The following is a 25316-nucleotide window of genomic DNA, read 5'->3' as shown; positions in this document are numbered from 1 at the left end:
GGCCATATCACTATGGCCGCCTTTTCATCAAATATTGATTTATCTTTCCCAGTAAGACTCTTCTAAACTGTCTTCGCGTTCTGGTAAACCGCGAGAAAGTCTTGGACTGTGTTGGGCTAGCACTTCATATGCGACGCGGTTAGCGTATTTACATACTTGTGAGAACGATGAGTAACACAGACCATCACGCTGATGCTTGCTCGATCCCGGCACGTTTGTTTTATGGAAAGTATTGGCCGATAAATCATGTAATAACGCCGCTAATGCACCATCTCCTGCACCATTGGTATTTCTGATTAACTCAGGGCCGCCCATGTAAGGAGAAATATGTGCAAACACTTTAATTGGTGTTTCACAATCTGCTTTTAACTTTGGACGAGAGAACTCGTAACGGTTAAATTCAGGAATAGCGCCAGGAAGAAGTATATGGCTGGTTGCACGCTTTTCAGTATCTTCAGCGTAACCTGCAGTATATAAACCTAGTGGGCCAGCGGTGCAAAGCACCATATCTGCCCACTCAAGCGCAGCATCACTTGCCAGTAACGGATCGCTAAATCCAGTTAACGCCTCACCTTCATCTTCATTCATCGCCAAAATAGTCACATTTTCACGGATGAAATCTTGCCACCACTTAGGATCTTCTTGAATTAAGAAGCGAGTACCTAAGGTTAGTACCACTGGTACATCCGCAGCTTTTGCATATTCAATCGCTTTCATTGCTGCTGATGTCATACCGTCGCCTTCACTGGCACGCATTAAATATGCAGTGATCACCAAAGCTGAACTTTTTTGCACAACTTCTTGATCGATATACTCAGGAGTGAGTTTATCCATAGAGCCTTTACTAATGGCAAAGGTTCTTTCACCGTCTTCAGAGATAAGCGTGAAACAACGACCAATAGGGCCATCAACAGGTTGCAGATAGTTCAAATCAACTTTTGATGAGGTATTGCAAAGGTAGCGATAAGCATAGCTGCCTACCATGATATTTTGGCTCATCACACCGAACAACACTGAACGGTCATCAGCCAAAATGGAATAATTGTGTACTGTATTACCAATGGTACCGCCAGCAAACTCATCGCTGATCATCTCATTGCTTTTTAGCTCATGGTAAAGTTCATGGGCTTGTTGGTCATCAATGAGGGTTGAGTTCCCTTTTGGAAGACCATAACGGCTTAAAAGCTCGTCTTCTACTTTAGCTTCAATATCTACCAAGGTTTGGTCGATACCACAAATATAAGTCGACACCGACTGCTCTTGTTGGGTTAACTGAGCCAGTAATGGGTCTCTGTTATTGACAGGAAAATAATGCTTAGATTTGCGTTGACCAGGAAACTTCATCTTAAACTCTCTGAGTAGGCATCCGTGCTAAAAGGGATAATGAATAAATACGGCATTTTGCTTATTAACAAACGCTAATTTTAACACAAAAACAATCAACACAAAGATAGATATCTATCTTTGTTTCTTTTTGTGACGGTGATTTTATTTATGCCATAAAAAAGCCTGCAATGCAGGCTTTTTTATGAACAACAGCAATCAGATACTGTTGCTTAACACATAACTTAGGTAATTAACCTAGTAACTGTTTAACTTGCTCACTAACAGCGGCAACAGTTTGTGTTCCATCAAACTTGGTGTACTGAGTGTTACCTTCAGCAGCTACTTTACCGTAGTACTCTACTAACGGCTTAGTTTGCTCGTGGTAAATACCAAGGCGTTTACGTACTGTTGTTTCTTCATCGTCAGGACGGATTGATAAATCATCACCCGTCACATCATCTTTACCTTCCACTTTAGGTGGATTGTAAACGATGTGATAAACACGACCAGAACCAGAGTGAACACGACGGCCACTCATACGCTTAACAATTTCTTCGTCTGGTACGTCAATTTCGACAACGTGATCGATTTCAATACCGTTAGCAACCATCGCATCTGCTTGAGGAATAGTGCGCGGAAAACCGTCTAATAAGAAGCCTTTTACACAATCATCTTGTGCAATACGCTCTTTAACTAAACCAATAATTAGGTCATCTGATACTAACTGGCCTGCATCCATCACTGATTTTGCTTCTAAGCCTAATGCTGTGCCAGCTTTAATTGCAGCACGAAGCATGTCACCAGTTGAGATTTGTGGGATACCGTATTGCTCCATAATAAACTGAGCTTGTGTGCCTTTACCGGCACCAGGGGCACCCAATAGTATAATGCGCATCTCAAAAGTCCTCTTTATTGCTTTCATATTTTTAGGCCGCGATTCTCGCACATTTAGCCTGTCTTTAGAAGGCAAAAAGCGAAAGAGTTAGACCAATATCTAATACGCCTCGGCGTACTTATAAGGGTTCTGTTTAATACAGTAAGCTGTATAAACGGCGGCGATACTGATTGGCAAAGGTATTGCCTTGCCCTAAAGCAGTCAGTATTTCCATAAACACTTGTTTAACTTTGCCATCGGCCGCTGATAAATCTTTTTGCAAAATCACAAATAAGCTTTCTAATGCTTCTTCGCCGCGATTTGCTTGATTTAACGCTTTAGCAAGGTCAATTGAAATGTCTGTATTATCAGGTTGTTGATCTAGTGCCTGTTGTAACTGGCGGATTTCAGGCGTATCAGCCGCATCCTCAGCTAGCGCAAGCTTGGCTTTAAGGTTTTGATAATAGCTATCTTGGTCCGCAAGCCCTATCGTCTCTAATAAGGTTTTAGCGTCAGCTAAAATGCCAAGCTGCAAATATACATCAACTAAGACCAATGCCACTGCGCCATTCTGCTCAGATTCAGCATAAGCACTTTTTAATAGCGCCAATGCTTCTTCAAGCTTCTCTTTAGCTGGTTTATCTTCAACAAGTATTGCTTTAGCCGCATTTAAATCTTGCACCCACATAGCAGGTAAATGCTTATTCAGTAGCTCGTTGACTTGCGCAGCACTTTGCGTGCCAGCAAAACCATCAACAGGCTGGCCTTTACTGAGCACCAAATGAGTCGGCAAGCTTTGAATTTGGAAGTAATTCGCAATTTCTAACTCTGCTTCACAATTCACTTTAGCCAAAATAAAGCGACCTGCTTGCTCGTTGGCAATTTGCTCCATCACTTGCAGCATTTGCACACTTTCAGGCTGTTGCTGCGCCCAAAAAGACATAACAACAAAGTTATCCATCGAGGCATCAACCACTTGCTGGATGTTATCTTTGGTTAAATTAATTATATGTTCCATCTCGGATCCTTGTTAGCTATCCCATTAACTCAGTATCACACTGGCTAAAAATGATTGCTAATAAAAAGCGGACACTGGGTCCGCTTTTTGGTTATAACTTACTAAGTAACAGGATGAACTGTGCTTACTTCAAGCTTGCTACTAGCATTTCATTGGTTAGCTTAATAAACGCAGAAGGATCCGCTAAGCTACCTTTTTCTGAAAGCTGTGCTTGTTGCAGTAATAAATCTGCCCAGTTAGCAAATAACTGCTCATCTTGTTCGTTGTTTAAACGCTCAACCAGTGGATGATGCGGGTTAATTTCAAACGTTGGCTTAGACTCAGGTACAGGCTGACCTGCTGACTGCATTAGCTTAATCATTTGCGATGACATTTCACCTTCACCAGCAACCACACAAGCAGGGGTATCAGTTAAGCGTGAAGTCACTTTAACGTCAGCTACTTTAGCGCCTAAAGCAGTCTTCATGCGCTCAACTAAACCTTCAGCTTCACCAGCCAATTTTTCTTGTGCTTCTTTTTCAGCCGCATCTTCTAACTCACCTAACTCTAAATCACCACGAGTCACTGAATGCAGTTTCTTGTCTTTAAATTCAGTTAAATGGTTAATTAACCACTCATCGATACGCTCTGACATTAAGAGTACTTCAATGTCTTTTTTACGCAGCAATTCAAGATGTGGGCTGTTTGCTGCGGCTTCATGGCTGTCGGCAACAATATAATAAATCTTATCTTGGCCTTCTTTCATACGGCTGATGTAATCATCTAAAGATACATCAGTCGCCGGGGTATCATTGTGAGTCGAAGCAAAGCGTAATAGGCCTGAGATACGTTCACGGTTTGCGAAATCTTCAGCTGGACCTTCTTTTAATACTTGGCCAAATTCAGCCCAAAATGCCTGATACTTTTCAGCATCATTTTTAGCCATTTTTTCAAGCATACCCAGTACGCGCTTAGTCACACCACCACGTAGTGCTTTTGTCACACTGTTATCTTGTAAGATTTCACGCGACACGTTTAACGGTAAATCATTTGAATCGATTAGACCTTTAACGAAACGCAGGTAAGTCGGCATGAACTGCTCAGCGTCATCCATGATGAATACACGTTGAACAAATAATTTAAGGCCATTTTTAGCATCACGGTTAAACATATCCCACGGCGCTTTGCTCGGAATGTACAGTAAGCTAGTGTACTCTTGCTTACCTTCAACACGGTTATGAGACCAACTCGCAGCATCGCCATAATCGTGCGAAATGTGCTTATAGAATTCTTGATACTCTTCATCAGAGATATCAGATTTGCTACGAGTCCAAAGCGCAGTAGCTTTGTTCATTGGTTTCCACTGACCTTCAGTAGCAGGAATAGCTTTACCGCCCTCTTCAGTCGCTTCAACCGCTGGCGTACCTTCTTCAAACATTTCTACTGGTACTGAGATATGATCAGAGTACTTAGTAATGATTGAACGTAAACGTGTATCGTCTGCGTATTCTTTTTCTTCGTCACGTAAATGCAGCGTGATTTCAGTACCACGGCTGTTTTTAGTGATGGTATCAACAGTAAAGTCGCCTTCACCTTCTGATTCCCACACCACACCTTGGTTAACATCAGCACCTGCAGCACGAGTACGAACAGTAACTTTGTCGGCAACGATAAATGCAGAGTAGAAACCGACACCGAACTGACCAATAAGTTGCGAGTCTTTTGACTCTTCACCAGATAAGTTTTTGAAGAAATCAGCAGTACCTGATTTAGCAATAGTACCTAAATGTTCAATCACACCATCACGTGTCATACCGATACCGTTATCTTCAATCGTAACGGTGCCTTTTTCTTTATCGGTGCTAATACGAACGCGAAGTTCTGTATCATCTTCAAATAAGGTGTTGTCAGTTAAGGCAAGGTAACGCAACTTGTCTGCAGCATCGGCCGCATTTGAAACTAGTTCACGTAAGAAAATTTCTTTATTTGAATATAAAGAATGGATCATCAGATGAAGAAGTTGTTTTACTTCGGTTTGAAAGCCATGTGTTTCTTGTTGAGACATGAAAATTTCCCTTGGTTTAACGTTAATACAGCAATTTTATTGAAACCATTTCGGTATGCTCAATAAAACTAAAATTCTTTGTTACCTAGGAAATGGGGCGTGAAATTACGTTTTCAAGGGGATTTTTTTCTGATGGCTAAAAAAAACGCAAAAAGGGCTAAATTAGCCCTTTTTTATCTACTTCACGTCAAAAGTTATGACGTTTAATATAATGTCTATAGCGGGATCCGACCGTTAAATGATAATGCCAAAGTAGTGCTATCGACATATTCAAGCTCGCCACCCACTGGCACGCCGTGAGCAATACGGCTGATAACCACATTATGACGACGAGCGATATCGGCGATAAAGTGCGCTGTTGCATCACCTTCAACCGTTGGGTTTGTCGCTAAAATAAGCTCGGTGACATCTTCTGACGACAAATGCTTTTCAAGTAACGCAAGACCTAACTCTTCAGGCCCGACACCATCAAGGGGGGATAAATGCCCTAATAACACAAAGTAGCGCCCCATAAAGTGACCACCAGCTTCAATAGCTAATACGTCTGCTGGCGTTTCAACAACACAAATAACACCTGCATTACCACGCTTTGGGCTACTACAGATTGGGCATAGCTCTTGTTCAGTAAAAGTTCGACATGCTTGGCAATGACCAACTTCACTCATTGATCGCTCTAATGCATTCGCCAGCTTTTGACCCGCTTTACGGTTACGCTCTAATAACTGAAACGCCATACGCTGGGCAGACTTAGGTCCAACACCCGGTAAACAACGTAACGACTCAATTAATTCATCAACTAGCGGACTAAATTTCATAACCTAATACTGGCCTTAACAGTGCTATTGCACTTCATAAAAATGGGATTGGCTGACTCTACATTTATCAGCTAAATGAATGGGTGATTATTATCGTAAGCGATAAAGATTGCAAAGAGTATCTGAGCTGAAAGCGCGGTTAGGCTTTACAACCCTGTGAATCATTCATGCTGAACCATTAACCTCACCGCAGCTCATCTCAAGCTGCCAGTACTATCATTCACTACTATCGTTTATTACTTTCAAGAAGTGATAGTAGATAGCAGCAACTCATCATCCTAATAAAAACCTACAAACAGCTAGTCTGTTTGTAGGTTATCGTTTGCAGATCGATAGCGAAACACCTCTTCAAGAGGTAAATTAAATACCTCAGCAATCTTGAACGCGACTTCTAATGTCGGCGAATACTTATTTGATTCGATAGCCATTACCGTTTGTCTAGTGACACCGATAAGCTCAGCAAGTTGCTTTTGGGTCATTTCGTCATGTAAAAAACGTAAGGTACGAATTGAGTTAGTGATCCCAACACCACCTTGATCATTTTTACCCATAAATCTCTCCCGTGCGACCTTTGTACAACTGCACGCCATAATGAGCGACTTCAGCAACAAGAAATGCCACTAACAAAATGTGCAAAGGTAAATGTGGGATAGGCTCAAAAAATAAGGCTTCTGATTGTTGATCCAAACTGTATTGCACAATCGCCAACACCACACCTACCTGCAAAATCATTGCAGAATATTTATAACCAACAAGGTTAATCTGTTTCTCACGCACATCCATGGGCTGATTCAGTTCATCGTCACTAACAAATGCAAGCAGGATATAACTGATAACCATTAATACGACTGAGTAGATAATGACTTCTAATAAAACACCAGAAATCCATACAGTTGATGCAAGTTCTTCAGCGCTCGCATAATACATACGATTAATATAAATATAAAAAATATATGCCGTCACCAATAAATCCACCGATAACGTAACTTCCCTAAAACTGGTTTCTTGCAGCCACTGAAATAATTTATGTTTAATATTCATGTTAACCAAACCCCACTTCATGTTAAATATTTTTAACTTATGATTAATTTAAGCTTACTTTTTTTTCATGTCAAATATTTTTAACCTGAAGTAAAGTATTAAGTACTTAAGTTGTATTCGATATAAAGGTACAGACCAATGCTAGGCACTTAGCAACTGTCGACTTTTCATTGTTTTGGGGGATAGTTTGTTTTTTTGGAACCTCGCTAACCGCTAGATTTGTTATAGGGTTACTTAACTGACAGCAATAAAAAAGGAAGCGATTAAGCTTCCTTTTTTATTGGAAAATGATAAGCCGTTTACTAACTCAGGTGCTATTCATTAAATATGACATGAACTATGCCACTTTGAATTGTGAAATCGTCTGAGTCAGCTCTTGAGTAATGTCCTTTTGGGCTTTACTTTTAGTGGCCATTTCTTCCGTTTGTGACACAGCAGTTTCAGCTAACTGGTTTACAGAAACGGTTTGCTTAGTAATTTCATCTGATGCAGAAGCTTGCTCTTTGATGGTCGATGCGGTTTCATTCGACTGCTCTTTAATCAGTGCTATAGCTTGATTAATTTGCGCAAGTTTATCGCTGACTTTACTAATAAGTTCTACGCCTTGATCTGTTTTGCGTTTACCTTGATTCATCGCTAATACCGCGCTTGAAGCAGACTCTTGTAGTTTGGCAATAATCTTCTCAATATCGCCGGTTGAATCTTGAGTTCGACTCGCTAAGGTCCTGACTTCGTCAGCAACAACGGCAAAGCCACGTCCTTGCTCACCCGCCCTTGCCGCTTCAATCGCCGCATTAAGTGCCAGTAAATTGGTTTGCTCAGCAATGTTTTTGATCACTTCTAACACTTCAGAAATAGACTCAGAGTTTTTATGTAAATCACTCACAACCTCAGTCGCATTGCCAACTTCTTCAGTAAGATCTTCCATCAAGGTGTTTGCGTTATCAGCAAGCTGGCTCCCTTGTGACGACTCTTCTGTCGCTCGTGTAGCGTAATCTAGCGATGTTTGTGCATTATCAGAGATACCGTGAATCGTTTGCGTCATTTGTGTGGCTGCGGTAGCGATTTGTTCGATATAACCTTTTTGAGTATTCACAGTCGTTGTAAAGTCGTTGACCAAGATGCTCACATTGTCAGACTCCCTCATAACCTGCTCTGTCGTATTATTACATTGGCCAATAATGGCTTGAATATTTTGTACAAAGGCATTGAATGAGTCGCTTAACTGGCCAAGCTCATCATTACTATTAATATCAATTCGTTTTGTTAAGTCACCTTCACCAGAAGCAATATCATCCATTGCGGCAACGATACGGTTAAGTGGTGTAGTCAGGAGTTTTTGAATAGTAAAAAAGATTACTGCAGAGGTAATTAGCATCACCAATAAAACCATAATGATTGATGACACTATGGTGTCAAACACAGGGTCATCGATAACATGCATTGGCACCATGAAGCCAACTCGCCAGTCGAGCGCTTGAACATCATCATTCACTGAGGTGACATAAGCAAGGTAGGTTTCCCCCTTAAAGGTCACTTCACTGATCAGCTCTTTTGTATCTTGGCTGTCACTAAGTAATTGGCCAAATCCATTTGCGTCATTGAAAATGCTATCAACGCGATCCAATTTCGGCAGCTGGCTCATATCTATTCGGTTCTGATTATCAGGAAAAGAGATAATTTGCCCTTCGCGGGTAAACAAAAAACCAAAGCCTTCGTTTTCAAACGTCATGGTATCAATCAGGCCACTTTTAATTTCAGACGCTAAGATATCGATGCCCATCACACCAAGTAGTTGGCCAGAATAACCATAAACCGTTGTTTTTATAGATGTAACAATAGAACCGTCATTAGCATCAATTTCTGGGTTCGTGATAAAAAGTCGATCTTTCTTTAGCGCTTCTCCCCACCAAGGTCGCTTACCTGTGAAATAGGCTGAGTCGTTGTAGCGACCATTGATGTCAAAATACTCTTGTGTGGCAGCAGGTGCATAAAATACAGACTTTATCATCGGGTCATAAGCAGACTCGTGTTTGAATAGTTTAACCAAGTTTTGATATTGAGGATCACTATCAATGTCTGAGCCACGCTGGGTGTATTGGCTGAACCAGCCATTAACGAAAGAGTTGCCTTTAAGCGAAGTAACCACTCGGCTACGTTCTCTAAAGAACTCATGAATACCATTCGATGTTTCTTGAGTCGCACGCCTGATCTCTTGAATAACCGATTGTTCAACACTTTCAGCGCGATAAGTGGTTACAGCATAAGCAACGATAATGGCGATAACTGCAATGATGCCAGAAACGGAAAAGAGCACTTTACGTGCCACCGATTGTCTAGATTTCATAAATACATACCCTGGGATTTAAGTTTTTTATCAAACACAGAGGGCGTGGCCTTAATCAACAAGCCTAAATTTACTTAAAATCTGCTCAAGACAACGCACACTGTGTGATATTTATTATTGTTCTACTTTCAAACACAGAACGATTGAAGTATTTTCATCATACAATAGCTCAGTATCTTTTTGTAATAAAAAACCAACAAAAAATCAAATACTGCCATTATTAATCAACAACATACCATGTTCACACTTTCACTCTCATCGACAATTAACATTCTAGTCACTTATCGATAGGCAAAACAAAATGCGTCTAAACCTGTCGTAATAACCCTTTTTAACCTAAATGGTTCGGGTATGCTCACTTACTAATGTTTAAAAACTAACGCTTATTGAAATAGTATTTACCTAAAAGCACAGTCATAATCCCGCTCAAAATCACCAATGATGATATAGCTAACCTTAAAGTAAACACTTCATCAGCAAATATCACCCCGCCAACGGCCGCTATAACTGGTACCAGTAATTGCACCACACCAGCTTGAATTCCAGATAATCCAGCTAATGCTGTATACCAAATGACATAACCCACAGCCGATGCGAGGCCGCCAGAGATTATCGCTAATAAAACTCCTGTAGGTGTTATTGTCGAAAACGAGATAGTTGCCATCGATAAAATGAACACCAGTGGCAAAGTGCGGATAAAGTTAAAACTGGTATCGCTAATAGGTTCGCGAGACCGCTTACCTTCAAGGGTATATAAGCCCCAAGCAACACCAGATGCCGCCATCAATACAAAACCAGATATTGAAGGTGCACTCGCGCCTGGCATGACTAAGTAAACAAAACCTGCAAAGGCAATCATGACACCAAACCACTCAGCAAAATGCAGTTTTTGACCTGACATAGCATCGACAACAATCATAGTCATTTGGACTGTACCAAATAAAATTAGCGCACCAGTTCCTGTATCTAGGGAGGTATAAGCGTATGAGAAGGTAATTGCATAAATAAATAGCATCAAGGCGGCTTTCCAACTACCTTTAGAGATAGCTTGAGGATGGTATGATTTAAAACCTGCAGTTGAATGGCGACTGCTTCGTAACTTTTCCTCGTCAGTCGAATTGACTTGTCGCCAATTTGCCAATTGCAAAATAACAACTAACACCACTACTCCTGACAATAACCGAATTGCTGTAAAGCTTGCAGGATCGATAAGATCGTTTCCCAGTGCGACTCGACATAAAATGGAGTTTCCCGCAAACGCGAGTAATGCTAACAGCGTATAAACAAAGGTTTTCATAAGAGATGATATTTCAACTTAATTCTCTCGCCATCTACTGAAGATATACAATGAAATGTAGTTACTTTTTGTAGTTACTTTTTGTAGTTATTTTTTGTAGATACTTTTTGTTGATTCTTTCTACGTATTTTTTTGTACCTGCAGCCATTGTGAGAATATAAAAGCCATCTCTGGCTTGTTAAGCTTTCTATCCTCATTTTCTAGCCTTCTTTCTGCACTTCCAGTTCTACCTTTCCGTTCTACCCTTCTTTTCTGCCCTTTTGCTCAACATTGATACTTTTGCTGCATGTATTGTACTGACAAGCGAGCGATGTCTTTAAACACATCTAAGTTTAAATCAGATAACTTATTAATATATAGACACGATTTACCTAACTTATACTTGCCAAGGTTTTTAAGTAAGCTCTCAAACTCATTAAAACCTGGCATAATATAGACCACTAAGTTTTGTTTTCTGGGCGAAAAACCAATGACTGGTGAGTCTCCTTCTCGGCCACTTTCATATCGATAATGATATTGGCCAAAACCAATAATACTGCCAGTTAAATACGGTTTGTATCCTGATACTTCTTCCAAGATAGTCAGTAAATTGTGAGCGTCTGATTTTCTTGTTTCCTTGTCAATATTCGACAGGAATTGTTCAACCTCAGTCATTTAAACTCCTTTTACAATGATGGTTAGTAATACAAAGCCATAACTAACAAAGTATATTTTTGCGGATGCATTTATTAACTGATGCATAAATTAACTTTAGTACAAAATAACTTCTTGAACATCAAGCTAAGGGAGTTTCAAAAACTACTTTTATCTAACAAAAGACAAACATCAGCTATGTTCCATTTTCCAACCTATGTATGGAAACTGGATCCAAAAAGAGAAGTAAAAGAATGTTAAATACCAGTATGGGTAAACAAACTGAATACCGAGATCTTTATATAGCGCTAGCAATAAATAATCATAAATGAACAATGGAAGGGTGAGATAAAAAGCGAGCCAGCACGAGTTTACAAAATGCTTGTTGTCGTCCCACATTTTATTAAGGGTATAGCGAGTAACAGGAAAGTAAGCCAGTGTCACCAAAGGCACGATAATTAGTTTAGCTTCTAAATACCATTGTTGATAGTAATCAGGTAAGCCAATTAAGTAAAAACTCAGCCAAGTAATAAAGCTATAGACTAACAATTGAAAATGTTTTTTAACCGACATTATCACTGTTACCTCGTTAAACTATAGAGAAGAAGCATGATTTATAGCGTTACTTATCATACTCTCAATGCCTGCTTTTTTATTTGTTTTTTTCATACATAGCAGCCATGCCAATAATAGCTTCAGAGATAAAGATAACCCCATATTGGAGACTGACACCAAACATAACACCTATTCCAGCTTGAGGATCTGGGTCAATCCCAAACAATAAACCTATCGCCAGTATTGAAACAAAAAAGCCAGCTAAAGCTCTGCAAGTCGTTTTTAACGAAGTGGAATAAGTATTTTTATTCGATAATAAATAAACCACCGCATATGGGAGCATCATTAGAATAGTTGCAGTAACCCCACTTCCCCAAAAACGCCAAGTCATTGCCAAAAGAGATAAAATCGATAAACACTTAATTACATTAAATACCGTTAAGATAACCATAAGCCTTCCTTAGCTAATAACCTTAGTTCAATGATAATGCTGTATGAGCTCAATACTGTTCACTTTGTTATTGATTTCATATTAAGTATTTTCAAGTAACTCTATGATTTCATCAGATACTCGTATCATATTCTGATGAATATGGTGAGACAGTAACGCTAAATTATTAAAATCAGGTTTAGCGATTATTACAGCCTCAATTATTGAATATTGAGGCATTTCAGTTTTATATTTGTTCCACTTGGTAGATTTTAGCAAGTTCCAATATTCTTTTTGGATTGGGATGGTATTACCCAACAACCAAACCTCGAACCTCATCTCTAAGTGATTAAGTACAAGACCTAGCTTAAGCTTTTTACTCTTTAAAAAATCATTGGTGTAATAGAAATACGTGTAATCCATATAACCATGAAGGATTGTTGCAAACGAAAATTGATGCCCTAGCTCTTTTACAAGCTCCGTTCTGGTATTCATCATAAGTTTAACTAACTGGTTATATGCAACGATTATGTCTCCCTTACGAAGCTCATTTTGGTAAACTGCAACAATGTCATTTAAATTTTTCATAATTACTCGCAGAATTAGCAGCTATTTTCCTTGCATGAGTTAACCATATACCAAAGGGAAATTTCATCAACAAATGGCATAACAAAACGAAATATTAAGTCAATCGTCGCCCACAAAAAAGCCCAAGTCGATGACTTGGGCTTTCATTTAAACTTAACTAGCTTCTAACTCTGCATATTGCTTAGCTAGATACTTGTAGTCTTAGAATGGCATTTTCATTCCAGGAGGTAATTGCATACCGCCAGTCACTTCTGCCATTTTAGCTTTTTGATTTTCTTCGATGCGACGTGCTGCGTCGTTGAATGCTGCAGCGATAAGATCTTCCAACATCTCTTTGTCGTCTTCCATTAAGCTTGGGTCGATATCAACTTTACGGATGTTGTGTGCACCTGTCATGGTCACTTTAACTAAACCTGCACCCGCTTCACCAGTCATTTCTGACTGAGCGATTTCTTCTTGCATTTTAGCCATTTTGTCTTGCATTTGTTGGGCTTGTTTCATTAAGTTGCCCATACCGCCTTTTCCAAACATAGTCTTTTCTCTTAATTAGGTTATTAGCAAGCAGCCAAAGTGGGGCTAATCTTACTGAAAAAAAATAAATTGGCAATAAATCTCAGTTTATTGCTATCAAACTTTTGAAGCCGCTAGCGCTTTCGCGCAATTATTGTGCGACTAAAGCAGGAATTTGTTGGCCAATGGCTTGTAACTTCTCTGCTGGATACACCAAGGTATCAGGATTTAACTGTGCAGCTAATCGTGTGAACATCCATTGTACTTTGTCATCATTAATTAAAGCGTAATTTGCATTAGCTAATAACTCACGATGGAATCTTTTTCTTAATTCTAGCGGTGTTTCATGTTTTCTGTCTAAACCAACTGTAATTGATACTGTTGTTGGTTCGCCTAAATGCTCAGATAATGCGATTTGAAGTTGCTCAATCGCCACATCAGCAGCCAAATGTTTTTGATCCGGCTTTAATAATAATGGGATTGGGTTTTCCAATCGCTGGCAAACAGAATTGACTGCCAACTGCCGTACTCGGCCACCAATGCTCAATGATGCCATCACCTTGTACCAATGTAAGTCTAGCTCATCACCTGATATTTCATGTTCACCACTGACAGCAATTGCTGTTGATGGCGCCACTTGCGACAGAGGTGTTTGTGATGGAGTTGTTTGTGATGGAGCTAAGGCATCACTCTGTTCACTAGCATTAACTTCGTTACTATCCACTATGTTATTTGTGGCATCATTCGATAATGAAGATGATACAGTCTCTGTCTTAACTGAAGCTGTATCGACTTGCTCAGTTGATTCAGCTTTAGTTAATAATTGCTCTTTAGTTATCTGAGCTTGAGCCATTGGTGGCTCGACAGCACCTTCAGGCTTATTCCAAGGCGCTCTATCATTCCCATTTTTAACTTCATCTGTTTCGGCAGAAGTCGCGTTAGATGAATGATCTTCTGAATGCGAGTTTGATTGCTGGTTTGATTCAGTTTGTGCATTTCCTTCTGCGGCAATTTTACTGCGTGGTGCGGGTACCTTAATACTAGGATTCGCTGCCGCCTGTTGCTTTTTTACTTGTTCACCTTCTGTGGCAAGTGTTGTTAAATCAGCTTTTAATGAATCATTGGTCGCCAGTACAGCATCAAGCAGCGCATCTAAGTCCGCCGCTTCTTCTGCAGTTGGCTCTGGCGCAGCTTTAGTCTCATTGACTTGAGTTTGCGGCGCGTTATTAGTTGAATGACTTACCATCAACTGGCTATCATCAAACGAAGAGGCTGAAAATGAATTCATATCATCGTGTTGATAATCATCCATTGAGCCTTCTTCACTTGCTTGGGCAAATTGCTCATAAGCATCCATTGGCATGCCATCACTGTCATTTGACTGCGCTTGAGGCTGATTTAAAGGTCCTGTTTTATGTTCAGGTTTAATTTCAGGCTCTGTTAAAGACTGCGCAGTAGATTGCGGCTTACCATCGTCAGCTGTAGGGGTGTTTACTTGAACTTGCGCTTCAGCAGGTGCTGTTTCAGTGTTTGACTGCGTTAATTTTTGCTCTGTGACTGATACAGCTTTTTGTTTAGTTGCAAGCTCTGTTTCCTGCTCTGGTTCTGAATTAGCATTAAAACCTAAGCTACTTGCTTGGCTTAATAGTATTGCTTGTTCAGCAGCAAGCGCTTCGTCTGATTGAGCCTCTAGTTTAGGTTCTAGGTTAGATTCTGGCTCTAATTCAGTATGTTTAACTTCTTGAGCTTCTGGTTTTAGCTCTGACGTTGAAACAGCTTCAGCAATAGCTTCTGCACTTGGCGCAGCAGGTAATGACACTTGCGCAGCATCATCGGTATGCCAACGTTTTACAGCTTTTTCAGGCACAAAGGCAATAGCTCTTAGTAATGCCATTTCTAACCCTGATTTAGGATCAGGGGCAAATGCCAGCTCTTTACGACCAGTGAGTAACAACTGGTAATAAAGCTGTACTTGCTCAGGAGTTAGTTGCTCAGCGAAAGCTAGAATTTGCTCGCTGTAAAGTGATTGCTGCGCGGCAGCTGGAGCAAACTGGCCTAAGGTAATTTGGTGGAGTAACTCGAGTAAACTTCGCAGCACTTCATCGGCATCAGCGCCAAAGCTCAATACTTGCTGAATTGTTACCATTAAATTAGCAACGTCTGCATCACACAGGGCTTTTAAAAGTGCGATAACTTGTTGGGCGTCAATACTGCCTAACATAGTCTGCACTTGCTGATGCATGACTTGACCACTACCAAATGCAATGGCTTGATCCGTTAAACTTAACGCATCACGCATACTGCCGTTAGCAGCCTTTGCCAATAAAGAAAGAGCTTGGGGTTCGTATTCAAGTTGCTCTTGAGTCAAGATGAAGTCTAATTGTTTAGATATTTCATCTTGGGAAAGGCTTTTTAAATTAAATTGTAAACAGCGAGACAACACTGTTACTGGCAATTTTTGTGGATCTGTCGTCGCCAATAAGAACTTCACATGCTCAGGTGGCTCTTCAAGTGTTTTAAGCAAGGCATTAAAACTACTGCGCGATAGCATGTGAACTTCATCGATAAGGTACACTTTAAAGCGACCGCGTGAAGGCTTGTACTGGACATTGTCGAGTAACTCACGGGTGTCATCCACTTTGGTACGCGACGCGGCATCGACTTCGATTAAGTCAACAAATCGACCTTGGGCAATTTCAACACAACTCGAGCACACTCCACAGGGCGTAGAGGTTACGCCTTGCTCACAGTTAAGTCCCTTGGCAAATAGCCGAGCTAAACTGGTTTTACCGACACCTCGAGTGCCAGTAAATAAATATGCATGATGTAAGCGCTGCTGAGTTAATGCATTTGTAAGAGCCAATAAGACATGTGACTGCCCTACCATTTCTTCAAATTTTGCAGGGCGCCACTTACGGGCTAACACCTGATAAGACATGGAATTCCCCAAGCTTTATATAAAACGGGATAAATTATAGTCACTGTAATAAATACGGTATGTAAGATATGGTATCTAAAAACGGTATCTAAAGTCAGTATCCGAAAATAAAAATTAACAATAACATGCAACAGATTGACGCGCTATGCATACACAATAGATACGCCATTTGTCGGGCGGGTTTGGCGAAGATTTAGACTAAGTTTATCGCTATATTCCCATTAAGTACTATAAACCTTTACATACCAATGCAAACGTTACCAATAGTGGTTTAAATAGGTAGCAGAGCTATATAACAGGCATAAAAAAGCAGCGCTAAATGGTCGCCATTTTAGCACTGCCCTTATTTGCCTTATCTAGGATATCAAATTACTCGCCTTCAAACTCACACAAGGTCAAAATGTCGATCCCTAAGGCTTCAATACGTTTCTCGCCGCCAATATCAGGCAATGAAATAACAAATGCCGCATGAGCAACATCGCCGCCAAGTTCACGAATTAACTTAACTGTCGCTTCAATTGTTCCGCCAGTTGCTAGTAAGTCATCAACCACTAATACTTTGTCACCTGGTTTTATGGCATCAACGTGAATTTCTAAGGTGTCTTTGCCGTATTCAAGATCGTAAGTTTGCGCAATTGTTTTTCTAGGTAACTTGCCTGGCTTACGTACTGGTACAAAACCAATACCTAATTCAAGTGCTAATGGCGCACCGAATAGAAAACCTCGGGCTTCAGTTCCTACAACTTTTGTGAATCCAAGCGACTTATAATGTTCAACGAATAAAGCGATAGTAGCTTTATAAGCTTCAGCATCTTCTAATAAGCTGGTCACATCGCGGAACATAATGCCTGGAATGGGATAATCAGGAATGGCTTTAATGCTATCTTTGATTAACGCTAAACTTGCTGGATTCATAGTCATATTGTGTAGTCTATTTAAAAAGGAATGGATTAATAGCCAGATTGGCAATACTCATTAAACTGAAATTGCAAAAATAGTATCTGGCATATCACTCGATTTGGCTGATAGTAAGCATGTTTTAAGTGAGTTGCAACTAACGAGCAAAATACTAGCAACTTTTAGTCTAACTCTGGGATCTGCCACATAAAAATCAGTAGTACACATAACATACAAACTAACATTATCTGTACCCAAAATAATGGCACTATTGCGATACTGATTACAAAGCTCAGCGTGGTCATTATCATCGCTTTACGCTTTAACTTCTTATTGATCGACCGTTTGTTTTGCCAATCGTTTAAACCTTGAGAAAACCATGGATGGGTCATCAACCAATGATGTAACCTGTCACTGGATCGTGCGAAACAATACGCTGCCAGTAATATAAAAGGCACTGTTGGCAACAGCGGCACCACAATACCAATGGTACCTAATGTTACGCTGGTTAAACCTACAATTACAAAAAAGCCGCGCTTTAACGACATATCACTCCATGCAAAATCAAAAAAACCATTCAATAGAATGGTTTTTGGATAACCGATGCTATTAAAAATAGCCCAGTATAATAACTGAGATTAACAGTTAAATTAAGCCTGCAAGTCTCAACGCTGAAATAGAAGCTGGTAATGTTGGTAATAGCAAAACAAGGATAAAACCAATAAAATACAAAATGTTAAATGGGTCTTTAAACGGCTGACTCATGTTATTTGATTCCTAAGAGTAATGTTAACCACCTTCTGGCAGCGTGAACTAGATCACAAAATTCGCGCTATTGTAAGTAAAAAGATGGTCAATAAAAACCCTTAAATAACTGTGTGTTTTGAGTTGTTCTGTTGTGCATCAGCTAAAGTGCAGATAATGCCCTTTTCAGCCAGTTGTTGGAGCATCTGTAAGCAGCCGTTTGACAAGGTTTCAGTACTCATTTGAGGATAAGATGTTTGCAGCCAAACGATAATATCATTCAGATAACAAGCTTGTGATTGGCTGATAAACCCTAATACTTGCGCTGTTAGCGGGTTCAACTGTAAAAATATAACTTCATCAGCCTCGTCACGATAGACACAAAAGCTATAAGGCTGCTCGCTTGGTTCTGTTGGCTGATAATTAACACTAATATGTTGCACATCATAATGATACTGAGTGACAGTGGCTTTTACTGACAGTGATAATGGCATCTCGGTGAGCATTTTGGTGGTTATTGATTGTTCTTTTTCATTATCAAAAACAGTAGCGATATATAACTCAAGCCATTCGTAATGCGCCAGTTCAATCATAAATGGTGGGTCATAATCCACAGTTTGATATTGAGTTTGTAAAAACGCGATAAACTCTTGAGAAATTTCTATAAAAATTGGGGTTTTACAGTCAAAGCTGACAAAAAACTGTTGAATAAGCTTGAGCCAGGCTTCATCTGTATATAGAGACTTTAATACTGGAAAAGCACCCGATACAAAACCATTTATATTATTAAAAAATAGTTCTCGATATACCGTCATTCGCTCTAAAGTCATACCATAAGGTAACGGCCGACTAGGATCTCGAATGTAGTCCATAAATGATTGCTGAGTGTCAATAAAATTCATTAAGCACTCCTTGCTTTTGACGAGGCTAACGTTTGCTGCTGATATTGATGAATTTGATTAATTTCCAGCAATAGCTCTGGCGTTTTAGGGATATTAAAATCTCGTTCTAACAAGGTTGGAAACACACCGTGTTGCTGATAGCTTTGTTGCAATAATGCCCAAACTGGATCAATCACATCCGCGCCGTGAGTATCCACCATTAGCTCGGAAGTTTCTTCGTAATGCCCTGCTATATGCATGTACTCGATGCGCTCAGTTGGCATTGATGTCAAAAACTCAGCAGCATTATATTGGTGGTTAATTGAATTGACGTAAATGTTATTAACATCTAAAAGCAATTTACAGTCAGCTTCCGTTAAAACAGCATTAACAAACTGCTGTTCATTCATTTGCGCACCTGGAGCGGCGTAAAAAGACACGTTTTCAAGTATGAATGGCCTCTCAAGAATATCTTCAACTTGTTTAATACGCTTAGCCACGTAACTGACCGCCTCTTCCGTGAATGGAATAGGCATCAAATCATACATATGACCGTTACCAGAGCAATAACTTAGGTGTTCTGAATAAATATTGATCTGGTGTAAATCGAGAAAGGCTTTGATGTTTTTAACAAACTCGGTATCAAGCTTTTCAGGACTACCAATTGAGAGTGATAAACCATGACAAAAAAACTCATGCCGTTCGGTTAACTGTCTAAACTGTTTGCCAAATTTCCCACCTAAAGTCATCCAGTTTTCTGGTGCCACTTCAAAGAAGTTAATCTCATCTGGTACCTGCTGACAAAACTCATCAAGCATCTCTCGGCGTAAACCCAGTCCAACTTTAGCTTGCTCTGTCATTACAACACTCCGTTTGTTACTTTTTATCAATTAAAAAGGCCTGCATAACAGGCCTTATCATGACGTACTTTACATTCACATTAAACATTCAATGGGGTAAAAAATGTTATGGATGTAAAGTTTATATGCTAGTAAAAAAATTACTTAGCACCACCACATTTACCTTCACCACACTTACCTTCTTTAGCTTTCCCTTCTGCGGCTTTTTTCATGTCACCGCCGCATTTACCTTCACCACACTTACCTTCTTTGGCTTTCATGTCGCCGCCGCATTTACCTTCGCCACACTTGCCTTCTTTGGCTTTCATGTCGCCGCCGCACTTGCCTTCGCCACATTTACCTTCTTTGGCTTTTTTCATGTCGCCGCCGCACTTACCTTCACCGCACTTGCCTTCTTTGGCTTTTTCATCACCGCCATCAAGTTGGTAACCTGCACTCATTTGCTCAAAACCAAATGGGTTAGCTTCAACTGAAGTTGATACACCAGCCGTTAATACTACCGCGCCTAAAGCCATTGCTACTGTTGTTTGTTTTACTGAGTTCATAATATTCTTCCTTATATTTAAACTTTTATAATGATGACCAACAGCTAACAGTGCTGGCTTACAATTGATTAGACCTACAACCGTTTACTTTTATTTCACAAAAATTGATCTAAGTCATAAATATTTTTAAAATTTCTTGCTAGAGAGTTCATTTCAATTGTAATCATAGTGTAAAAAAACAATCTATCAAGCTGATATTTAAGATTAATATTTCACCAAAGCCGTTTTAAAGTTTATTTACTGTTTCGAAATGAATTTGTATAAAAAACGAAAGTCGCTAAAATGGCGCTCCTTTTATTTACAACAGGTTCAGCCGTGCGCGTAGTATTAGCTCCAATGGAAGGCGTCATTGATGATTTGATGCGAGAAATTTTATCTGAAATTAATTCCTATGATTTAGTCGTCACTGAATTTGTCCGGGTGATAAGTCAATTACTACCAGAAAAGGTGTACTACAAACTGTGCCCTGAACTCCATAACGGTGGTTTTACAGCATCAGGCACACCTGTTCGTATTCAATTACTAGGACAACATCCAAGTGTGATGGCTGAAAATGCCCAACGTGCCGTTGAATTGGGCTCACAAGGGGTTGATGCTAACTTTGGCTGCCCAGCTAAAATGGTCAACCGCAGTAACGGTGGCGCTGTATTACTGCAATACCCTGACACCATTCACGACATTGTAAAAGCCATGCGTGATGCTGTACCTGCAGAGCAACCCGTAACAGCTAAAATCCGACTCGGTTTTGAAGACAAATCATTGTTCATGGAAAATGCATTAGCTGTATATGAAGCCGGCGCCACAGAACTTGCAATTCATGCCCGCAGTAAAGTGGACGGTTATAAACCGCCAGCTTATTGGGAGTACATCACCGAAGTGCGTGAACGCTTACCTATTCCTGTGATTGCCAATGGTGAAATTTGGAGTGCTGAAGATGCTAAACGCTGCATGGAAGTCACAGGCTGTGACAATATTATGCTTGGACGCGGCGCCATGTCGCTGCCTAATTTAGCCGCAACCATCAAAGATGGTGTTGCGCCTTATACCTGGTCGCAAACGTTAAGTTTACTGCTGAGCTATACCCAAAAACAGCTTATTGGTAAAAAAGCTGATTACTATCCAGCTCGAGTGAAACAATGGTTTACCTATCTTAATAAGCAATACCCTGAAGCTGACATATTGTTCAGAGAGTTAAGAGTAATGAAAACGACAGATGATATAGTGAAAATTTTAGAAAAAGCCTATAAACAAAATAGCCATTAATTGAATTTGCGAATTTATTGTTTAGATTCAATATAAACAAACCTTAATGTTAGTTCACTAAAATGAAGCATAGGTTTGATCTCCATCATAACAATAGAATTGATTAGCGTTAGACTAATATACCCAGTAAAGAGATTAAAAATTAGGCCCTTTTGTGAGCATTGAAGAGATACAACAGACATTAATGCAAAAAGAAGCACAACTTAAATATGAGTTAGTGCATCAACTTAACCAGCAGGTGAATGTTAATAGTGCGGCTCAAATTCACTTTAATATGAGCTTGACTGAACTCATTGAGCTAATGAGTGCCCAAAAGCTAACTGACATCCCTTTATTTGCTCAACTGACTCGCCTCGATGCAGCCCTTTGTCAGCTTGAACTTGGCCTATACGGTTTATGTTCTGATTGTGAGTCTGAAATTGAAGCACAAAGATTAGCTGCCGATCCGACAGAACAACGTTGCGCCAAGTGTGGAGAAAAACACCGCCAAGAACACCGTCAAGAACTTCGCTTAAGCCACTAATTTTCTTAGCCCTTTATTAATCTCCCTTCTTTTTAGCTTTTGACTTTCAATAATCAACTATTTGATGAGTATCATCCATAAAAAAACCTCCGACTCGCGGAGGTTTTTATTAGCTAAATTTCACTTTAGAATTTTTGATTGATACGTAGGTAGTAAGTACGACCTAGTACATCATACAAGTCAGTATTCACGTCACGGTAGCCTGAGAAGTCGTACCAAGTTGGTGCTTCTTCATCAAATACGTTATTGATACCTACTGTGATAGAACCATTCCAATCGTGAGAATAACCAAATTGGATATTATGTTTAAAGTAATCAGGTGTATCTGTAATATAATCATAGCCTAGATCACGCCAGTATTGACCTGATTGACTACCAATGTACACAGTAGTCCAAGCAGCGTTAAAGTCGTTGTAGTACCAAGCTGCTGCTAAATTACCACGCCATTGTGGGTAATCCTGAATACCTGCGTAATCGATTGCAATAGATTCTGAATCAGCTTGCTCTTCAAATTCTAATACGTGTGTCATATCGACTTTGAAGTTAAAGTCACCGAAACCAGTTTCTAAATTATATGATGTGGCAAAATCTAAACCACTGGTTACAACAGAAGACATATTGATGTAGCCACTTTCTATGTATTCAATTTTACCATCAGCTCCACGAGTGACGAAGTCTGAACTGCCGTTAAGTTTTTCATCACGAATAACATCTGTAGCACTTACTGCTTCAATCTTGTTGTCGTAAGTAATGTCGTAGTAAGAAAGCTCAACACTCCAAGCATCTGTGACATTCCAAACAGCACCTAATGTTAGCGAGTTACCTTCTTCAGCTTCTAAGTCTGGGTTACCGCCAAACCATGTTTTATGCTGGTTACCTGTAGCACAGTAGTTAGCATCTGAACCGTTGTTTTCTTCACACCATACTGAGTCATATGCAGTTTCAAAGCTTAACGACTGAGATGAGAACATCTCGCCCATATTAGGCGCTCGGAATGAATCACCATAACTTGCACGGACTAATAAGCTGTCAACTGGACGCCAGCTCACACCAATCTTAGGTACAACAGCATCAAATGTTGAAGAGTTAGTCACTACACCAGTAGCACCAGTTAACGAACCCTCTTGCTCATAACGCTCGTAGCGAACAGCTAGCGAAACATCGATATTAGCTGGTAAGCCCATTTGGATTTCTGTATATGCAGCAGTACGGTCACGCTCAGCATCGACATCATCACCACCTGAACCACCAGAGATAATACCTGCTGCTGATTCTGGGTCTGAAGTTTGCTTAAAGTTGATCATTTCATATTCAGCACCAACTAGCATAGCAAGTGTGAAGTTGTCATTATCAATAAATGTTGTAGAAGCTAAACCATCAATCTGAGTACTATCGAATTTACCTTGGTAAACACCGGTATGATTTGCTGCGCTATAAAGTGCAGTCATCGATTGATCCCACTCATCATAGCTCAAACCACTGGTGTTGAAGATATCGTAATTACCAGTATCGATTTCGCTTTGAATAATGTCATCATTAATCAAATTGTAATTAAATGAGTTAGTTGTTGAGCCTGAATATTGAGCATTGATTTCCCAATCGATACCGTTGCCGATATCAGCGAATCCAACAAAACCACCTAACATATCGTAGTTATTGGTTTCAGTTAAGGTATCACGCTCACCGATTTGCACAGAACGCATATATACTGTCATGTCTTCGCCAGTTGGGTTATAGGCATTATCAGCAGACATAACTGGATAGTTAGTAGAAACAGGTGTACCAGCATAACGAGTGTTAGTTTCACTTAATGATGCAGAACCACGACCACGGAATTGAATGTCGTCAGTAATGTCATAACTAAAGTTAGTCATGAACGAGTTACGCGTCATATCACCGAAAAGTTTGGTCACTTCACCATAACTGTAATAACAACGACCATTGTTATTGCCATCTGTACCGTTTACAACATTTTCTGTTTCATCACACATTTCAGAGTTTGAGTAGAAGTCATAAATGTCATCACCATTTTCATCTACTTTACCAGTGTTGTAATAACCATTTGGTACTGAACTGAATGAACTATAATCACCGTAAGAATCATCATCCATATTCCAAATATCACGATCCATTACAGCTTTGGTATCATAGTACTCGTATGTGAAAGTGATGTTACCTTTATCTGTGTTGTAACCAGTTGCAATAGAGAAACGAGTTGCGTCACCACCTTCAACATCAGGCATTTCAACACTGTAATCTAATTGCACACCTTCAAATTCTTTTTTAGTGATGATGTTGATTACACCAGCTACTGCATCAGAACCATAAACAGCTGAAGCACCATCACGTAAAATTTCAATACGTTCTACAATAGCGATTGGTATTTGTGACGTATCCGCTGTAGATCCAGAACTTGAACTAGTACCAGGCATACGGCGACCATCAAGTAATACTAATGTAGCTTGCGACCCAAGGCCACGCATGTTAATTGAGCTCGTAGCACTTGCACCTGAACCATAGCCAGACGTACCACGCCATGAACCGAATGCGTTAATAGATGAGTTGTTAAGTACATCAGCAACTGTTTTTTCACCTGTAAGTGCAATATCTGCGGCACTTAATACGGTAACAGGCGAAGACGTTTCCATATCCACTTGCTTAATACGTGAACCAGTCACCTCAATACGCTCTACTTTTTCTACTTCTTCAGCAAATGCTACACCTGAAAAGGCAACCGATGCTGCTGTCGCAGCTAGAATACTGCGACGAATCGCCTTAGCTGTTAACGTTAATGAACTCATGTAAATCTCCCTGGATGTTAGTTTTGCTAACACATTGACTTTTTATTGTTTTATTTAGTTAAACCGAAGTTAATAACCTCAACTCGATACTGTTAAATCAACATAAATCATTCAACAAGCAACACATAAATTTAACCACCAAGGTACAAATTGATACGTTTCAGCGAGAGCCAGATCACAGCAAATAACTATATACCCCTGCAAAACAAGTGGTTAATAGAACCCTTACGCAACCAGTCAGTAACTAACCCAAAGTGATACAAAAGGCTACACCTGTTTACACCAAGTTAGAGCTAACTAACATACTGAAACAAATGTAAAAAAAACGCAGAAAATAGCCTTAAAAACTTACAGTGTGAAAATAAAAAGTTAATGGATTATTTCTT

General features: G+C 39.8%; 23 protein-coding genes. 2 read left to right on the top strand and 21 right to left on the bottom strand.

Annotation, left to right across the window (positions count from 1 at the left end):
• Nucleotides 1-39: 39 nt before the first annotated feature.
• The 20 genes from K5Q58_RS16440 to K5Q58_RS16345 form a co-directional block, all read right to left on the bottom strand.
• Entirely contained in the window at nucleotides 40-1344 is a 1305-nt protein-coding gene (locus tag K5Q58_RS16440) for an inosine/guanosine kinase (protein ID WP_220754987.1), read from the bottom strand.
• 232 nt (nucleotides 1345-1576) lie between these two features.
• Nucleotides 1577-2221, bottom strand: a complete 645-nt coding sequence (gene adk, locus K5Q58_RS16435; protein WP_220754986.1) for an adenylate kinase — start codon at nucleotides 2219-2221, stop codon at nucleotides 1577-1579.
• 133 nt (nucleotides 2222-2354) lie between these two features.
• Nucleotides 2355-3218 (bottom strand): tetratricopeptide repeat protein, encoded by an 864-nt coding sequence (locus K5Q58_RS16430; RefSeq protein ID WP_220754985.1) that lies wholly within the window; start codon nucleotides 3216-3218, stop codon nucleotides 2355-2357.
• A 124-nt stretch (nucleotides 3219-3342) separates the two neighbouring features.
• Nucleotides 3343-5262, bottom strand: a complete 1920-nt coding sequence (gene htpG / locus K5Q58_RS16425; protein WP_220754984.1) for a molecular chaperone HtpG — start codon at nucleotides 5260-5262, stop codon at nucleotides 3343-3345.
• Nucleotides 5263-5477: 215 nt separating this feature from the next.
• Entirely contained in the window at nucleotides 5478-6077 is a 600-nt protein-coding gene (gene recR, locus K5Q58_RS16420; protein ID WP_220754983.1) for a recombination mediator RecR, read from the bottom strand.
• A 299-nt stretch (nucleotides 6078-6376) separates the two neighbouring features.
• Entirely contained in the window at nucleotides 6377-6628 is a 252-nt protein-coding gene (locus tag K5Q58_RS16415) for a helix-turn-helix transcriptional regulator (protein ID WP_220754982.1), read from the bottom strand.
• Nucleotides 6621-7118 (bottom strand): hypothetical protein, encoded by a 498-nt coding sequence (locus K5Q58_RS16410; protein ID WP_220754981.1) that lies wholly within the window; start codon nucleotides 7116-7118, stop codon nucleotides 6621-6623. Before K5Q58_RS16410 ends, K5Q58_RS16415 begins: the two co-directional genes overlap by 8 nt.
• Before the next feature lie 337 nt (nucleotides 7119-7455).
• A complete protein-coding gene (locus tag K5Q58_RS16405) occupies nucleotides 7456-9465 on the bottom strand; it encodes a methyl-accepting chemotaxis protein (protein ID WP_220754980.1) in 2010 nt (669 codons plus the stop codon).
• A gap of 376 nt (nucleotides 9466-9841) precedes the next feature.
• Nucleotides 9842-10762 carry a DMT family transporter gene (locus tag K5Q58_RS16400; RefSeq protein ID WP_220754979.1) on the bottom strand — a complete coding sequence of 307 codons (921 nt, stop codon included), beginning with the start codon at nucleotides 10760-10762 and terminating at the stop codon, nucleotides 9842-9844.
• Nucleotides 10763-11026: 264 nt separating this feature from the next.
• Complete coding sequence (locus K5Q58_RS16395) at nucleotides 11027-11416, bottom strand: DUF1801 domain-containing protein (protein ID WP_220754978.1); 390 nt, start codon at nucleotides 11414-11416, stop codon at nucleotides 11027-11029.
• A 171-nt stretch (nucleotides 11417-11587) separates the two neighbouring features.
• The gene (locus K5Q58_RS16390; RefSeq protein WP_220754977.1) at nucleotides 11588-11968 is read right to left on the bottom strand and encodes a hypothetical protein; all 381 of its coding nucleotides are present in this window, start codon (nucleotides 11966-11968) and stop codon (nucleotides 11588-11590) included.
• 79 nt (nucleotides 11969-12047) lie between these two features.
• Nucleotides 12048-12401 carry a hypothetical protein gene (locus K5Q58_RS16385; RefSeq protein ID WP_220754976.1) on the bottom strand — a complete coding sequence of 118 codons (354 nt, stop codon included), beginning with the start codon at nucleotides 12399-12401 and terminating at the stop codon, nucleotides 12048-12050.
• A gap of 81 nt (nucleotides 12402-12482) precedes the next feature.
• Nucleotides 12483-12968 carry a DUF7000 family protein gene (locus tag K5Q58_RS16380; RefSeq protein ID WP_220754975.1) on the bottom strand — a complete coding sequence of 162 codons (486 nt, stop codon included), beginning with the start codon at nucleotides 12966-12968 and terminating at the stop codon, nucleotides 12483-12485.
• A gap of 201 nt (nucleotides 12969-13169) precedes the next feature.
• Entirely contained in the window at nucleotides 13170-13499 is a 330-nt protein-coding gene (locus K5Q58_RS16375; protein ID WP_153916128.1) for a YbaB/EbfC family nucleoid-associated protein, read from the bottom strand.
• 130 nt (nucleotides 13500-13629) lie between these two features.
• Nucleotides 13630-16416 carry a DNA polymerase III subunit gamma/tau gene (dnaX, locus tag K5Q58_RS16370; RefSeq protein ID WP_220754974.1) on the bottom strand — a complete coding sequence of 929 codons (2787 nt, stop codon included), beginning with the start codon at nucleotides 16414-16416 and terminating at the stop codon, nucleotides 13630-13632.
• 369 nt (nucleotides 16417-16785) lie between these two features.
• The gene (gene apt, locus K5Q58_RS16365; protein WP_220754973.1) at nucleotides 16786-17337 is read right to left on the bottom strand and encodes an adenine phosphoribosyltransferase; all 552 of its coding nucleotides are present in this window, start codon (nucleotides 17335-17337) and stop codon (nucleotides 16786-16788) included.
• A gap of 158 nt (nucleotides 17338-17495) precedes the next feature.
• On the bottom strand, nucleotides 17496-17861 hold the full coding sequence (locus K5Q58_RS16360; RefSeq protein ID WP_220754972.1) for a YbaN family protein: 366 nt from the start codon (nucleotides 17859-17861) through the stop codon (nucleotides 17496-17498).
• A gap of 318 nt (nucleotides 17862-18179) precedes the next feature.
• On the bottom strand, nucleotides 18180-18959 hold the full coding sequence (locus K5Q58_RS16355; RefSeq protein ID WP_220754971.1) for a DUF2063 domain-containing protein: 780 nt from the start codon (nucleotides 18957-18959) through the stop codon (nucleotides 18180-18182).
• Complete coding sequence (locus K5Q58_RS16350; protein WP_220754970.1) at nucleotides 18959-19798, bottom strand: DUF692 domain-containing protein; 840 nt, start codon at nucleotides 19796-19798, stop codon at nucleotides 18959-18961. Before K5Q58_RS16350 ends, K5Q58_RS16355 begins: the two co-directional genes overlap by 1 nt.
• A gap of 140 nt (nucleotides 19799-19938) precedes the next feature.
• Nucleotides 19939-20343 (bottom strand): hypothetical protein, encoded by a 405-nt coding sequence (locus K5Q58_RS16345; RefSeq protein WP_220754969.1) that lies wholly within the window; start codon nucleotides 20341-20343, stop codon nucleotides 19939-19941.
• 315 nt (nucleotides 20344-20658) lie between these two features.
• Between K5Q58_RS16345 and K5Q58_RS16340 the strand changes: the two genes are divergently transcribed.
• Nucleotides 20659-21606 carry a tRNA-dihydrouridine synthase gene (locus K5Q58_RS16340; protein ID WP_220755004.1) on the top strand — a complete coding sequence of 316 codons (948 nt, stop codon included), beginning with the start codon at nucleotides 20659-20661 and terminating at the stop codon, nucleotides 21604-21606.
• A gap of 154 nt (nucleotides 21607-21760) precedes the next feature.
• Nucleotides 21761-22129, top strand: coding sequence for a TraR/DksA C4-type zinc finger protein (locus K5Q58_RS16335; protein ID WP_220754968.1), 369 nt, complete (start codon nucleotides 21761-21763; stop codon nucleotides 22127-22129).
• A 125-nt stretch (nucleotides 22130-22254) separates the two neighbouring features.
• On the opposite strand, the gene K5Q58_RS16330 is transcribed toward K5Q58_RS16335, so the two are convergent.
• Nucleotides 22255-24930, bottom strand: coding sequence for a TonB-dependent receptor (locus K5Q58_RS16330; RefSeq protein ID WP_220754967.1), 2676 nt, complete (start codon nucleotides 24928-24930; stop codon nucleotides 22255-22257).
• Between the last annotated feature and the right edge of the window lie 386 nt (nucleotides 24931-25316).

Source organism: Shewanella sp. KT0246, from assembly GCF_019654955.1.
Taxonomy (GTDB): Bacteria; Pseudomonadota; Gammaproteobacteria; order Enterobacterales; family Shewanellaceae; genus Shewanella; species Shewanella goraebulensis.
This window is presented reverse-complemented; position numbering and strand designations above follow the sequence as displayed.